The organism is Bradyrhizobium sp. USDA 3364, from assembly GCF_054056355.1.
Genome location: NZ_JBSRYG010000002.1, coordinates 8,192,995 through 8,207,545 on the forward strand (window position 1 = coordinate 8,192,995; position 14,551 = coordinate 8,207,545).

At 64.7% G+C, this 14,551-nt stretch carries 13 protein-coding genes and 1 pseudogene; 8 read left to right on the forward strand and 6 right to left on the reverse strand.

Annotated features, from left to right (window positions below):
• Positions 1-86 precede the first annotated feature (86 nt).
• The 4 genes from ACVILL_RS38725 (at position 87) to ACVILL_RS38740 (ending at position 3,491) form a co-directional block, all read left to right on the forward strand.
• A complete protein-coding gene (locus ACVILL_RS38725) occupies positions 87-1,034 on the forward strand; it encodes an alpha-E domain-containing protein (RefSeq protein WP_456733837.1) in 948 nt (315 codons plus the stop codon).
• Between the two features lie 176 nt (positions 1,035-1,210).
• Positions 1,211-2,053 carry a transglutaminase family protein gene (locus ACVILL_RS38730; protein ID WP_456733838.1) on the forward strand — a complete coding sequence of 281 codons (843 nt, stop codon included), beginning with the start codon at positions 1,211-1,213 and terminating at the stop codon, positions 2,051-2,053.
• A gap of 99 nt (positions 2,054-2,152) precedes the next feature.
• The gene (locus tag ACVILL_RS38735; protein ID WP_456733839.1) at positions 2,153-2,995 is read left to right on the forward strand and encodes an alpha/beta fold hydrolase; all 843 of its coding nucleotides are present in this window, start codon (positions 2,153-2,155) and stop codon (positions 2,993-2,995) included.
• A gap of 70 nt (positions 2,996-3,065) precedes the next feature.
• On the forward strand, positions 3,066-3,491 hold the full coding sequence (locus tag ACVILL_RS38740; protein WP_456733840.1) for a carboxymuconolactone decarboxylase family protein: 426 nt from the start codon (positions 3,066-3,068) through the stop codon (positions 3,489-3,491).
• Positions 3,492-3,512: 21 nt separating this feature from the next.
• Here ACVILL_RS38740 and ACVILL_RS38745 read toward each other — a convergent pair whose 3' ends face one another.
• The 3 genes from ACVILL_RS38745 to pdhA are packed head-to-tail and all read right to left on the reverse strand — an operon-like array spanning position 3,513 to position 6,701.
• Complete coding sequence (locus ACVILL_RS38745; protein WP_456733841.1) at positions 3,513-4,610, reverse strand: dihydrolipoamide acetyltransferase family protein; 1,098 nt, start codon at positions 4,608-4,610, stop codon at positions 3,513-3,515.
• Between the two features lie 20 nt (positions 4,611-4,630).
• Positions 4,631-5,611, reverse strand: coding sequence for an alpha-ketoacid dehydrogenase subunit beta (locus ACVILL_RS38750; RefSeq protein ID WP_456733842.1), 981 nt, complete (start codon positions 5,609-5,611; stop codon positions 4,631-4,633).
• The gene (pdhA, locus tag ACVILL_RS38755) at positions 5,604-6,701 is read right to left on the reverse strand and encodes a pyruvate dehydrogenase (acetyl-transferring) E1 component subunit alpha (RefSeq protein ID WP_456733843.1); all 1,098 of its coding nucleotides are present in this window, start codon (positions 6,699-6,701) and stop codon (positions 5,604-5,606) included. Before pdhA ends, ACVILL_RS38750 begins: the two co-directional genes overlap by 8 nt.
• Positions 6,702-7,112: 411 nt before the next feature.
• Here pdhA and ACVILL_RS38760 point away from each other — a divergent pair, with 411 nt between their 5' ends.
• On the forward strand, positions 7,113-7,406 hold the full coding sequence (locus ACVILL_RS38760) for a GYD domain-containing protein (RefSeq protein ID WP_076859210.1): 294 nt from the start codon (positions 7,113-7,115) through the stop codon (positions 7,404-7,406).
• Positions 7,407-7,521: 115 nt separating this feature from the next.
• Here the strand turns inward: ACVILL_RS38760 and ACVILL_RS38765 are convergent, their stop codons facing one another.
• Complete coding sequence (locus tag ACVILL_RS38765) at positions 7,522-9,117, reverse strand: ABC transporter substrate-binding protein (RefSeq protein WP_456733844.1); 1,596 nt, start codon at positions 9,115-9,117, stop codon at positions 7,522-7,524.
• A 285-nt stretch (positions 9,118-9,402) separates the two neighbouring features.
• Between ACVILL_RS38765 and ACVILL_RS38770 the strand changes: the two genes are divergently transcribed.
• Positions 9,403-10,164 (forward strand): proteasome-type protease, encoded by a 762-nt coding sequence (locus ACVILL_RS38770; protein ID WP_050422298.1) that lies wholly within the window; start codon positions 9,403-9,405, stop codon positions 10,162-10,164.
• Positions 10,165-10,176: 12 nt separating this feature from the next.
• Positions 10,177-10,939, forward strand: a pseudogene (locus ACVILL_RS38775) (SDR family oxidoreductase).
• A gap of 142 nt (positions 10,940-11,081) precedes the next feature.
• Here the strand turns inward: ACVILL_RS38775 and ACVILL_RS38780 are convergent.
• Positions 11,082-12,305, reverse strand: coding sequence for an MFS transporter (locus tag ACVILL_RS38780; RefSeq protein ID WP_456733845.1), 1,224 nt, complete (start codon positions 12,303-12,305; stop codon positions 11,082-11,084).
• 116 nt (positions 12,306-12,421) lie between these two features.
• Here ACVILL_RS38780 and ACVILL_RS38785 point away from each other — a divergent pair, with 116 nt between their 5' ends.
• Entirely contained in the window at positions 12,422-13,678 is a 1,257-nt protein-coding gene (locus ACVILL_RS38785; RefSeq protein WP_456733846.1) for a NupC/NupG family nucleoside CNT transporter, read from the forward strand.
• A gap of 246 nt (positions 13,679-13,924) precedes the next feature.
• Here the strand turns inward: ACVILL_RS38785 and ACVILL_RS38790 are convergent, their stop codons facing one another.
• The gene (locus ACVILL_RS38790) at positions 13,925-14,482 is read right to left on the reverse strand and encodes a cupin (protein WP_456733847.1); all 558 of its coding nucleotides are present in this window, start codon (positions 14,480-14,482) and stop codon (positions 13,925-13,927) included.
• Positions 14,483-14,551 lie beyond the last annotated feature (69 nt).

Below are 14,551 nucleotides of genomic sequence, written 5' to 3' on the forward strand. Positions count from 1 at the left end.
AAGACCCGCACCCGGCGCTACGCGCCGACCTCCCCCTTTCAGGGGGAGGTGAGCTCAAAATGCGTCGCGTTTTGTGAGGATTCTGGATGCTGTCGCGCACCGCCGAAAACCTGTTCTGGCTCGCCCGCTACGTCGAACGCGCCGAGTATCTCGCGCGCACGATCGACGCCACGCTGCGCGTCACCGCGCTGCCCGCGGCCTATATCGGCAAGACCAATGAGTGGGACTCGGCGCTGCTCACCGCCGGCGTCGGCGCGAGCTTCTACGATCACTACCAGGAAGCCAACCAGCAGAACGTCGTCGAATATCTGTCGTTCTCGTCGGAGAACCCCTCCTCGATCAAGAACTGCATCGAGGCGGCGCGGCTCAATTCGCGCTCGGTACGCACCGCGCTGACCTCGGAGATGTGGGACACCATCAATTCGGCCTGGATCGAGTTGCAGGCGGTGTGGACCAAGGGCGGCACCGGCAGCCGCGAGGAGCTGGCCAAGTTCCTGCGCTTCGTTCAGGAGACCTCGCTTCGCTTCGACGGTTCGGCGTACCGGACCATGCTGCGCAACGACGCCTACTGGTTCTCGCGGCTCGGTGTCCATCTCGAGCGCGCCGACAACACCGCACGCATTCTCGACGTGAAATATCACGTGCTGCTGCCCGAGGAGGAGCATGTCGGCGGCCCGCTGGATTACTACCAGTGGACCTCGATCCTGCGCTCGGTGTCGGCGACCACGGCCTACCACTGGGTCTACCGGGAGACGCTAAAGCCCTGGTTGATCGCCGACCTCCTGATCCTGAACGACACGCTGCCGCGGTCGCTTGCGAGCTGCTACAGCAACCTGGTGCGCAACCTGGACCAGATCGGCGTCGCCTACGGCCGCCAGGGCGCTTCCCAGCGCCACGCCCGCGGCATCAGGAACCGGCTCGAGCACAGCAACATGGACGATATCTTCCAGCATGGCGTGCACGAATTCATCCAGGAATTCATCGCGGACAACTCACGGCTGGGTGAGATCATCACCAAGCAGTATCTGATTTGATGGGTTTTAAGGCAAAATCTCGTCATGGCCGGGCTTGACCCGGCCATCCACGTCTTGCTTTGAAGGGCGATCAGGAAGAAAGACGTGGGTGCCCGGCACATCTGGTGCGAAGACGCGCTTCGCGCTTTTGGCCGGGCACGACGCTCCTGCAAAAAACGACTGAACTCGGTTGAGCCATGCGCCTGCGGATAGCCCATACCACCACCTACCGCTACGAGCCGGCCGCCTCGGGCGTGATCCAGATTCTGCGGATGACGCCGGGCAGCCATGACGGCCAGTATGTCGCGAATTGGCAGATCGACGTCTCGACCGATTCCCGGCTCGACACCCATGAAGACGCTTTCGGCAACGTCACCCATGTGCTGACGCATGGTTCGATCAGCGACCTCACGATCCATTGCGAGGGCCTGGTCGAAACCCACGACACCGGCGGCGTGCTGCGCGGCACCGACGAGCGGTTTCCGCCGAGCCTGTTCCTGCGCGCCACCTCGCTGACCGACCTCAACCCGGCGATGACGAGTTTCGTGCGCGAGCTGCGCGCGGAGGCCGGCAGCGACGTGCTCGGCTTCCTGCACGCGCTGATGGTGCAGATCTACGAGCACATGACCTTCGACGAGGACCCGACCAACAGCGCCACCTCGGCCTCCGAGGCGTTCGCGCTGAAGCGCGGGGTCTGCCAGGACTATGCCCACATCCTGATCGCCTGCGCGCGTGCCGGCGGCGTCCCGGCGCGGTTCGTCTCCGGCCACTTCCTGCGCTCCGACGGCATGGTCAACCAGCAGGCTGGCCACGCCTGGGCCGAGGCCTACGTGCCGGACTTGGGTTGGATCGGCTTCGACGCCGCCAACGGCATCTGCACCACCGACGCCCATGCCCGCGTCGCGATCGGCCTCGACTATCTCGGCGCCGCCCCCGTCCGCGGCACCCGCTATGGCGGCGGCAACGAAACGCTGACCGTCGCGGTCAAGGTCGACCAGGCCGGCCGCCCCGGACAGTGGCAGAGCCAGACGCAGTCGTAAGGCTGGGCCCGTCTCAACATCGTCATTCTCGGAGCGCCTCTTGGTGCGGTCCCGGAATCCACCAACCGCTCCGGGCGCGGGGCTTCCGGAGTATGTCTCATGGACCGACGTCTCTTTCTCACAGCCGCCCTGCTCGGCCTGGCGCGCATCCCGCGTGCCAGCGCGGTCGAGCGCTGGCAGACACTGCCCGCGACGCCGGCGCCGATCTCCGGACGCAGCGCCCACGCCGAGGTCAACGGGATCAGCCTGTTCCATGTCGAGACCGGTGAAGGCGATCCGGTGGTGTTTCTCCATGGCGGGCTTTCCAATTCCGATTACTTCGGCCTGCAGGTGCCGGAGGTCGCGCGGCGGCATCGCGTGATCTGCGTCGACAGCCGCGGCCACGGCCGCAGCGGCCGCAACACACAGCCGTTCGGCTACGATCTGATGACCGACGATGTCGTGGCGTTGCTCGATCACCTGAAGATCCCGCGCGCGGCGATCGTCGGCTGGAGCGACGGCGCCATCATCGGACTGGATATGGCGATGCGCCATCCCGATCGGGTCAGCCGCGTGTTCGTGTTCGGCGCCAACACCCAGACCTCGGGCCTGAAGCCCGACATCGACAAGAATCCCACTTTTGCGCAGTTCATCGCGCGGGCGAAGACGGAGTATGAGCGGCTCTCGCCGACGCCGGGCGAATACGACCAGTTCCTGCAACAGATCGAGAAGATGTGGGAGAGCCAGCCGAACTGGACCGACGAGGAGCTGCGCACGATCCGCGCGCCGGTGCTGATCGCCGACGGCCAATATGACGAAGGCATCAGGCGCGAGCATACCGAATACATGGCCGCGACCATTCCGGGCGCCGGCCTGCTGATCTTCCCCAATGCCAGCCACTTCGCGTTCCTGCAGGATCCCGCGCTGTTCAACGCAGCACTCAAGGATTTTCTGGATTCCTGATCGCAGCCGAAGCAGCGCTGTCCGCCCCGCTATGATCATCGACGTTTTCTAACCGGAGCAATAAGAAGCCATGGCAACCGTCAAACTGCTCTCCGACGACGAACTCTCGGCCGAGGCCCGCGCCGTCTTCGACGACATCCGCAAGACGCGAAATTCGGACTTCGTCAACAATTTCTGGCGCGCGCTCGCGCATGATCCGAAGACGCTGCGGCGGACCTGGGAGAGCATCAAGGAGGTGATGGCGCCGGGCGCGCTCGACCCGAAGGTCAAGGAGATGCTCTACGTCGCGGTCTCGGTGGCCCATGGCTGCAGCTACTGCATCCACTCCCACACCGCGGGCGCCCGCGCCAAGGGCATGACCGACGCCGAATATCAGGAAATGCTGGCGATCGTCGGCATGGCCGCGGAAACCAACCGGCTGGTCACCGCGCTCGGCGTGCCGGTGGACGAAGCGTTCCTCGTCGATGCACCGGCCGGGCAGAGCCAGGAGTCGTGAGGCCGCCGCGAACGAGTGACGTCACGAAACGCGCTCGACGTCGGATTTGAGGACAACCAGGAAACGGGCCGCTTCACCGCCCGTCACCACCCGATGGTCGAAGGTCAGCGATAGCGGCAGCGTGCGCCGGACCGCAACCTCTCCCCGAAGCGCGACCACGCGCTCCGATATCCGCCCGGCACCGACGATCGCCGTCTGCGGCGGCACGATGATGAGATTGGCAAACCGGCCTCCGATCATGCCGAAATTCGACAACGTGATCGTCGCACCGCGCAGCTCTTCCGGTGGTATCGCACGTGCGATTGCGTCGGCTCGCAGACGGTCCAGTCCGGCCCGCAGGTCCGATACGCTCCGCTCCGCGACATTGCGCAGCACGGGAACGATCAGGCCGCCGCCGGTGTCGACGGCGATCCCGAGATCGATGCGCTCGATCAAACGCCGTTCTCCCGCGCCGGAATGATACCAGGCATTGAGTGCGGGCTCTGCCTTGCAGGCGGCGGCGATCGCCCGCGCCAGGCGGATCGTCACATCCTCGCCCTGCCGCCACTCGTGGATGTCCGCTTCATCGGTGACCGTTGCCGGGACGACTTCCGCGTGCGCTGCCGTCATGCGTTGGGCCATCGCGCGGCGCAAGCCGCGCAGCGGCTCGGCGGGTCCGCCGTGAGACATCCGCTTCGCCGCTCGCTCGACATCGGCCCGCGTGATGGTGCCGCCGGGCCCCGTCGCCTCGACGAGATCGAGCGCGACGTCAAGCTTGCGCGCGAGCGCCCGCACTGCCGGAAACACATGGGCTCCCTGCCCGCTGGGCGGCGAAACAGTTGTCGGCACCGGCCGTTGCTCGCCGGTCCCGAGCTCGCCCACAATCGTGCCGGTGTCCTGCCCGGCGTCCTCGGCAAACTCCACGAGCGGCGCGCCGACCTTCACGATATCGCCCTTGGTACCGAACAGGCGCGCGATCCGCCCGCTCGACGGCGCCGGTATCTCGACCACCGCCTTGTCGGTCTCGACCGAAACGAGCGGCTGATCGGTCACGACGTGATCGCCCTCGTTGACGTACCAGGTGACGATCTCCGCTTCTTCAAGACCTTCACCAAGGTCCGGCAACGTGAACTGGCGCATGGCACGAGGTCCGTTGGTGTTCAGTTGTACTGGCACGCCTTTCGGGCTGCGGTCACGATGCGTCCGACCGACGGCATGTAGCGGTGCTCGAGGCGGGCCATCGGAATGACCGTGTCGTAACCGGTGACGCGGGTCACGGGTGCGAGCAGCGAGGATAGTCCGCGCTCGGCTATCAGAGCTGCGATCTCCGCGCCAAATCCTCCGGTGTGCGCGGCCTCATGCACGATGACGCAGCGCCCACTCTTTGCGACCGAACCGAGCACGGTGTTTTCATCGTAGGGCTTGAGCGTGGCGAGGTCGATAACCTCGGCGGCGATGCCGTCGTCGGCAAGCGCGTCCGCTGCGGCCATCGTTTCCTTCAGCATCGCGCCCCAGCTGATCAGCGTGACGTCGCGACCTTCCCTCAGGATAAAGGCGCGATCGAGCGGCAAGGCTTCGCCGTTGTCATCCACCTCGCCTTTCGCCGCGCGGTACAACCGCGTCGGCTCCAGGAACACTACCGGATCTGGATCGCGGATCGCGGCGAGGAGAAGTCCATAGGCGCGCTCCGGCGACGAAGGCACGACGACACGCAAGCCCGGAATGTGGGCGAGCATCGCCTCGGTGCTTTCGGAATGGTGCTCGGGCGCGCGAATGCCGGCACCATGCGGCGTGCGCAGGACCATCGGACAGGTGAGCCGTCCCTGAGTACGGTTGCGCATCCGTGATGCGTGGTTCACCAGCTGATCGAGACAGGGATAGATAAATCCCATGAACTGGATTTCCCCGACGGGCTTCAATCCCTGCGCGGCCATGCCGACGCAGAGCCCGCTAATCAGGAGTTCGGCAAGCGGTGTATCGAGGACACGCTCCGGACCGAAGCGCTCCTGCAAGCCGACAGTCGCGCGGAAGACGCCACCATTGACGCCGACATCCTCGCCGAGCACGACCACATCAGGATCATCCGCCATGGCGCGGCCGAGCGCCAGATTGATGGCTTCGACCAACGTGACTTCAGGCATCATCCTCTCCCGCGAGTTCGCGGCGCTGCTCGGCATACGCCTCGGGTAGCTCGGCATAGAGGTTGTCGAACATGGTTTCCGCTCGGCGCGGCGACGTCTTCAGATAGCGCTCCACCGCCGCCTCGATGCGCTCATGGCACTCGGCGGCAAGCTGCTCCTCATCCGCCTTGGTCCACATCTTCTGACCCACAAGATAGGACCTGAAGCGCGCAATCGGCTCTCTCTTCCAATGCGCCTGGACTTCTTCGGCCGAGCGATATCGCAATGCATCATCTGACGTCGTGTGATCGCCTAGCCGGTAGGTGACCGCTTCGATGAAGTGAGGGCCCTTGCCGTCGCGGGCAGCGGCAATGGCGTCCTCGGCGGCGGCACGCATCGCCACCACGTCACTTCCGTCCACCTGTTCGCCGCTGAACCCTGCGGCGATGGCCTTCTGCGCCAGCGTCTCGGCCCCCGTCTGCAGCCGCAGCGGCACCGATATGGCCCATTGATTGTTGGTGGCGACGAACACGAGCGGCAATTTGTGAACGCCGGCGAAATTCATGGCCTCGTAAACGTCGCCTTTCGAGGTTGCGCCATCGCCGAACAAGCAGACCGCCACGCGCGGCTCCTTGCGCAGCTTCAGGGCATAGGCAACACCGGCGGCGTGCGGTGCCTGTGATCCGACGGGAACGCAGAACGGGAAATCGTGGCGCGGACCGGAGAAGTGATTGCCTCGTTCATCGCCGCCCCAGAACAGCAGGATCTCCTCCGGCTTGACGCCACGCCAGAGCAACGCGCCATTGTCGCGATAAGAGGGCAGCAGAACGTCATCTTCCCGCATCGCACTCGCGATGCCGACCGACACCGCCTCCTGGCCGAGCGAAACGGCATAGGTTCCAAGTCGACCGGTGCGCTGCAACGCAACAGCCTTTCGGTCAAACAGGCGCAGGAGCACCATCGACCGGTAAAGCTCGACGAGCAGTCGGGCATCTGTAGCGAAGGAGGGAAGCGGCCGGTCTATCGAGCCGTCGGGCGCGAGATAATTGCGGCGACGCACCTCAAAGCGCGCAATGACGGGGAGCTCTTCGTTTGCTCTTTTGCTGGCCACGCGCTCACTCCTGGAGCGGTTCTGCCTCCCACGTTCAAATATTTGGTGTTCGGGCCGCAACGATGCAATACCGCGGCGGCTTTCTCTCATAGCTTCTCTCTTGGCTTCTCTCTCGGCGCGCGCGTCGACGGCGGAGGGATCGCCGAGCCTCGCCGCCGCGCTCCCGATCACAACGCGGGGAGCCCTCTTTCTCGCACAAGCGACGTGGCGTAATCTGCACCGAGCTGCCCTTTGAGACGGGACGGGCCGACGTCGCCGTTTGAAGGAACGGGCGGCGGTCAGGCCGTCGGCAGGCATCTCAGTCTGATAGCAGCGCCTGCCTTATGTGGCGCTCCTTCAACTTCAACGTGAAGCAAGTTGGCCTGCCGCGCACGCGGCAGACGAGGGAATGCATAACCCTTGGAGGACGACATGGCGACATTCATATTGAGGATCGACTGGACCGACCAGGGAATTCGTAATGTCAAGGAAGCTCCCAAGCGCAGCAGAGCGGCGCGAGAACTCGCCCAGAAGCTCGGTGTCGAAATCAAGGAGGTCTATCTCACCTCCGGCGAGCATGACATTCTTCTCCTCGCCGAAGCGCCCCTCGGCGACAACATTACAAAACTCGCGCTTGCTCTCAGCTCAATGGGAAACATTCGGACCTGCACCTCGCGGGCGTGGCCCGAGGCCGAGTGGACCAAGCTGATATCCGAACTCCCGTAGCGGCTTCGGATCTCCCAACGGATCCCTACGCGGCCGGCTCTTGGTCGCGTGAATGAATGAAGACGCGAAACGCACGAGGGCGACGGCGTATGCCGTCGCCAGCGGGTGATATGCGTTACTTATCCAGCCAGACATCCTCAAAACGCAGATTGTTGTACTGGCTGTTGTCGTGCGGATGGAAATTCTTCACGTAGGGCTGCCAGCAATTGCCGGCCGACGAGTGCAGGATCACCGGCCGCGCGGCGTCGTCGACCAAGAGGCGCTCGATGTCGAACACGATCTTGCGGCGCTTGTCCTTGCCGACCTCGCGCGACTGCGCCGCCAGCAGCTTGTCGACCTCGGCATTGCAATACTGGGTGTAGTTGCGCTCGGAGTTGCAGGAATAGTTCTCGACCAGATTGCCGTCGGGATCGTCGACGCTGACGCCGGTGACATTGAGGCCGATCGTGTAGTCCTTGCGCTGCAGCCGCGAGTACCAGCGCGGCGTATCGAGGATGTCGAGCTCGGCCACGATGTAGATTTTCTTGAGCTGGTCGGCGAGGATCACCGCCGGATCGCGATAGGTCGGCAGATTGCGGGTCTGGATCTTGATCGACAGCGGCTTGGCATCGCTGTAGCCGAGCTTCTGCATGATCGCCTGCGCCTCCGCGAGGTTCTTCTCGGTATCGGGGCCATAGCCCATCAGCGTCGACAGGATTTCCGGCGGCATGCCCCACTCGCCTTCGGGCTTCGCCTGCATCGCGCCGCCGAGCCGCCCAGCGCCCTCGAACAGGATGCTGTTGAAGGCCTTGCGATCGAGCGCCAGCGACATCGCCTTGCGGATGTCCGGATTGTCGAACGGCGGATTGACGCGATTGACCAGGAGATTGATCTGCAGGTTGGTCGACGTCATCTCGCAGATCGCGTTCGGCGCCCGCGCCTTGACGTCCTTCATCAGGGGAATGCTGACGTCGGACGGAAAGGTGATGTCGTAGTCACCGGTCGCGAACGCCAGCATGCGCGTGGCGCGGCTGTCGATCGAGCGCACCGTGATCTCGTCGAGATACGGCCGGTCCTTCTTGAAGTAATCGGGGTTGCGGACCAGACGGATCGAATCGCCGCGTCGGAACTCGACGAATTTGAACGGCCCGGTGCCGATCGGCTTGGTGCGCATCACCTGCTGCGGCACGTGGCAGGGATAAACCACCGAAAAGGCGCTGGCGAGCAGCGCCAACAGGCCCGGCTGCGGCTCGGTCAACTCGAAGGTCGCCTCGTCGTCGCCGTTGACGCTTACGTCTTTCAGCTTCGCGTACCAGACCTTGCGCGGGTTGCGCTTGAAGTCCTGCGTGTCGCCCTTGCCGATCAGCATCCGCCAGGTGCATTGCACGTCCTTGGCCGTGAACGGCTGGCCGTCATGCCATTTCACGCCGTGGCGCAGCTTGAACGTCAGTTTGGTGTTGGTCTGGTCCCACGACCAGCTCTCGGCGAGATCGGGGATCACGGTATCGATGCTTTCATGCACCTTGGCCGGATCGAACACCACGAGGTTGTTGAAGACCGCCGCGAACGGCATCACCGAGGCGATGGTGGATTCCTCGAGCAGCGAGGTCGAGGGCGGATTGTCGTTGTGATAGAGCCGCAGCGTGCCGCCCTTCTTCTGCGCCGAAGCCGGACTCGTAGCCATTGCTGCGATGCCCAACGCCACGACAAATGCAGACAGTTTGAGCGACATTCTCGTCTCCCGGAATTTCTTGTTGTTGTCGGTTGCGGGCAGTCGACCACAACACCCGGTGCCTCGCAATGACTGCGGACGCCGATCATTGCGGGCTGCACACAATGCAGAGCGAGGCCGACGCCCCCGGATCAATCGACGGCCGGAACAGTCCAAGCGGGCCACCTCGGCCGCCCCTTTTGACCGGCCATCGCATGTCCCGTCACGGGGAATTAGGGTTGGATGCGTCGTCGAAATTGGCTACTAGTCTCACGCCGAGAAACTCGGACCGTTGGGGACTGGGAAATGACCTATTGCTGCGGAATTCTGGTGCGCGACGGCCTCGTCATGATCGCCGATACCCGCACCAATGCCGGCCTCGATAACGTCTCGACCTTCCGCAAGCTGCACATCTTCGAAAAGCCCGGCGAGCGCATCATGGCGATCGCCAGCGCCGGCAATCTCGCCATCAGCCAGTCGGTGCTGTCGACCCTGACCGAGGGCATGGAAGATCCGCACACCGGCGAACTCGAGACGCTGATGAACGCGCCGACCATGTTCCAGGCGGCGCAGCGGATCGGCCGCGCGATCCGCTCGGTGCACGCCACCGAGGGCGAAGCGCTGCGTTCGGAGGATATCTCCTTCGACGTCTCGTTCCTGTTCGGCGGTCAGATCAAGGGCTCGCGGATGCGCCTGTTCATGGTCTACACCGCCGGCAACTTCATCGAGTGCACCACCGACACGCCCTATTTGCAGATCGGCGAGCACAAATACGGCAAGCCGGTGCTCGACCGCGCCATGCATTACGACGTCGAGCTCTATGAGGCGCTGAAGACCGGCCTGATCTCGATGGATTCGACGATGCGCTCCAATCTCGGCGTCGGCCTGCCGATCGACGTCTTGGTGGTGCGCGCCGACGTCTGCGAGGCCGACCTCAATCACCGCATCGAGGCCGGCGAGCCCTATTTCCACGATCTGCGCTCGCGCTGGTCGGCGGCGCTGCGCGCGGCGCACCAGAACATTCCACGGCCACCCTACAAGAACGAAACCGAAGCAAAAACCAAGTAAGAGGAAACTCGGATGACTGAGGCAACCAGCAAGATCGCACTCGTGACCGGTGCCGGCACCGGCGTCGGCCGCGCCGCATCGCTCGCTTTGATGGACAAGGGCTACACCGTCGTGCTGGCCGGGCGCCGGATGGAGATGCTGGAGGAGACCGCCAAGCTCGGCCCCGCCGGCAAGAGCCTGTGCGTCTCCGCTGACATGGCCAACCCGGCCGCGATCGCAGCCCTGTTCGACAAGGTGAAGGCGACCTATGGCCGGCTCGACGTGCTGTTCAACAACGCCGGCATGGGTGCGCCGCCGGTGAATTTCGAGGATCTGCCGCTCGAGCAGTGGCAGGCCGTGGTCAACAACCAACCTTACCGCGCCGTTCCTGTGCACCCAGCACGCCTTCCGCATCATGAAGGACCAGACGCCGCGCGGCGGCCGCATCATCAACAACGGCTCGATCTCGGCGCATGCGCCGCGGCCGTTCTCGTCGGCCTACACCTCGACCAAGCACGCCATCACCGGCCTGACCAAGGCCTCCAACCTCGACGGCCGGATGTACGACATCGCGGTCGGCCAGGTCGATATCGGCAATGCCGCGACCCCGATGACCGACCGCATGGTCAACGGCCCCGGCGTGCTGCAGCCTGACGGCACCACCAAGCACGAGCCGCGGATGGACGCCAAGGCGGTCGGCGACGCGGTCGCCTACATGGCTGGCCTGCCGCTCGACGCCAACGTGCTGTTCATGACGGTCATGGCGACCAAGATGCCGTTCGTGGGACGGGGCTAAGCTAGGTCCATCGCCGTCATTGCGAGCGAAGCGAGGCAATCCATCGATCCTCTCGGGGAGGGATGGATTGCTTCGTCGCTTCAGCGCAAAATTGCTTTGCAATTTTGTCGCGGGCTCCTCGCAATGACGGCGGGAGAGCCCCCTACTCCAGCTTCTCGACGTCCCGCAGCGTCGGGAACAGCTTCATCCAGAGCAACGCGACGGCAACCGTCGCAACACCGCCGAGCACGGCCGACGGCACGGTGCCGAGCAGCGCCGCGGTGACGCCGCTCTCGAACTGGCCGAGCTGGTTCGAGGCGTTGATGAACAGGAAATTCACCGCGCCGACGCGGCCGCGCATCTCGTCGGGGGTGGCGAGCTGCACCAGCGAGAAGCGGATCACGACGCTGATCGTGTCGGCGGCGCCGAGTATCGCGAGCGCCAGCGCCGACAGCCACATCCAGTGCGATAGCGCGAACACCACCGTCGCCACGCCGAACACGATCACCGCCTGGAACATGCGCATGCCGACGCGGCGATTGATGGTGTGCCGCGCCAGCACCATGGTCATCAGGAGCGCGCCGATGGCGGGTGCGGCACGCAGGATACCGAGCCCGAGCGGGCCGGTCTGCAGGATGTCGCGCGCATAGATCGGCAGCAGCGCGGTGACGCCGCCGAACAGCACGGCGAACAGATCGAGCGAGATGGTGCCGAGGATCGCCGGATTGCTGCGTACGAAGGTGACGCCGGCAAACAGATCGTCCGACACCGCGCCGTTCGTCGCCGCCGCCTGCTGCAACCGGCCGATGCCGCCGGTGAGCAGCGCGCCGAACAGCCAGAACACCATCATGATGCCGTAGGGCGCGCTCGGCATCAGCGCATAGGCGAAGCCGCCGAGCGCGGGTCCGGTGATGGTCGCGACCTGCGCCGCGCCGCTCGAGATTGCGGTCGCCCTCTGCAACGAGCCTTGCGGCGCGATCAGCGGCAACAGCGCGGCGGTCGCCGGGCTCTCGAACGCGCCGGCGATGCCGAGCACGAAGGTCGCAACGAAGATCTGGATCTCGGAGATGGTGCCGGCGAATGTGCTTCCGGCGAGGAACAATGCGGTCAGCGCCTCCGCGATCTGGCAGGCCTGCACCACGCGCTTGCGCTCGAAGCGGTCGGCGGCGTGGCCGGCGACGAACACCAGGAGCGCCGTCGGCAGGAACTGCACGAGGCCGACCATGCCGAGGTCGAACGCGCTGCCGGTCAGGTCATAGACCTGCCAGCCGATCGCAACCGCGCCGATCTGGCTGGAAAAGCGCGACAGGCTGCGCGACGACAGAAAGAACAGGAAAGGTCTGTTGCCGAGCAGATCGCGGGCGCCGGCCGACGTGGCGGAGGACATGGATGATTGCGTGGCCGAGCGCCTGCAACTTGTCAATGCCGGGAACGAGAACGCGCAACAGCATTGCGTTGCGCGGGGCTCCCACCCATATTCCTGCGACGGTTCTTGGGGGCGTGATGCTGCAGTTGCAATCGGCGTTCGGCGTGGTGGCGTTGCTCGTGATCGCCTGGGTGTTGAGCGAGAATCGCCGAAAAGTTTCGCTGCGGCAGGCGGCAATCGGGCTTGCGGTCACCGTCGTCACCGCGCTGGTGCTGATCAAGGTGCCGCTGGTGACGCAGGCCTTCGGCGCGATCAACGACGCCGTCGGCACCATCGCCGCCGCGACGCATGCCGGCACCGCCTTCGTGTTCGGCTATGTCGGCGGCGGCCCGGCGCCGTTCGATCCCAAGGCGCCCGGCTCGGACTTCATCCTCGCCTTCCAGGCGCTGCCGATCGTGCTGGTCATGAGCGTGCTGACGACGCTGCTGTTCTATTGGCGCGTGCTGCCGCCGGTCGTGCGCGGCATGGCCTGGATCCTTGAGCGCACGCTCGGCGTCGGCGGCGCGGTCGGGCTCTCGACGGCGGCCAATATCTTCCTCGGCATGGTGGAAGCGCCGCTGTTCATCCGCCCTTATCTGGCGCAGCTCTCGCGCAGCGAATTGTTTCTGGTGATGACCGGCGGCATGGCCGGGATCGCCGGCACCGTGCTGGTGCTCTATGCCACGCTGCTGGCGCCGCTGATCCCGGACGCGCCCGCGCATTTCGTCATCGCCTCGGTGCTCGGCGCGCCGGCGGCGATCCTGGTCAGCCTGATCATGGTGCCGGAGACGTCGGACAAGCGCACCGGCGGATCGCTCGACAATCCCGATATCCAGGTGTCGTCGACGATGGACGCCATCGTGAAGGGCACCGCCGCGGGGCTCGAGCTCTTGATGAACATCATCGCGATGCTGCTGGTGCTGGTCGCGCTGGTCTATCTGGCGAACGCGATCATCGGCCTGCTGCCGGAAGTCGGCGGCGCGAAGATCTCGCTGCAGCGCCTGCTCGGCTATGTCATGGCGCCGGTGTGCTGGCTGATGGGCCTGCCCTGGCCGCAGGCGATCACGGCGGGAAGCCTGATGGGCACCAAGACCGTGCTGAACGAGCTGATCGCCTATGTCGACCTGTCGAAGCTCGGGCCGGACGCGCTCGATCCGCGCTCGCGGCTGATCATGCTCTACGCGATGTGCGGCTTTGCCAATTTCGCGAGCCTCGGCATCATGATCGGTGGCCTCGGCATCATGGCGCCGGAGCGGCGCGACGAGATCAACGCGCTTGGGCTGAAGTCGATCGTCTCGGGCACGCTGACGACGTGCCTGATGGGCGCGATCGTAGGGGTGCTGACGCAGCCGTAGCCGCAGTAGCCCGGATGCAGCGCAGCGCAATCCGGAACGGTTCGGCGCGCGTATGGAAGCCCCGGATTTCGCTTCGCTGCATCCGGGCTACGTAATTTCGACCAGGTCGTCATGCCCGGGCATAAGCCGTCCGAAGGACGGCGTCGCTTCCGCTCGCCTATGACCCGGGCATCCATCGGCCAAGGAGAATCTTTCGAAGCAGGATGGATGGCCGGGTCAAGCCCGGCCATGACGGCCGCGAAAAGCCTACGCCTTCAACTCCACCGTCTTGAACTCGGCCGGCAGAATCACCTCCAGCAGTTCGACGTCGTCGGAGTAGTCCAGGATCATGTGCCGGATGCGCGGCGGCTGGGTCCAGGCGCTGCCTTGCTGCATCAGCGTCTCGCCCTCGCCTTCCATGTAGGTCTTCACCCAGCCCTTGAGCACATAGACCATCTGGAAGTCGACGTCGTGGAAGTGCAACTTCGACACTTCATCCGGATTGCACGGTCCCTGCAGCCGGATGACATGCGCCTGGGCGAGGCCATGCGAGGCGGCCGCGATGCCGAGGTCGCGATATTTGGCGTAGGCGCGTAAGCCGTCGGCCTTGAAGTCCTCTTCGCGGTGATGACTGATGGCGACGCGCTGCTTCGGCCGTGCCTTGCTTGTTGCTTTCGGCGCGATCTTCTTCGCCGCCGAGACACGGCCCTTGGACTTGATGGTCTTGCGCGCGGAAGATTTTTTGGCGCCGGCCCCGAGCCCGGTCCACTTCTTCTTCACAGCGGTCTTGGCTGCGGGTCTTGATGCCGCCTTTTGCTTGGCCATTATTCGCCTCCCGTCTTTCTCTGACGGAGCGAGGCTAACACAAGTCGCGCGCCGCAGGGTGGGCAAAGG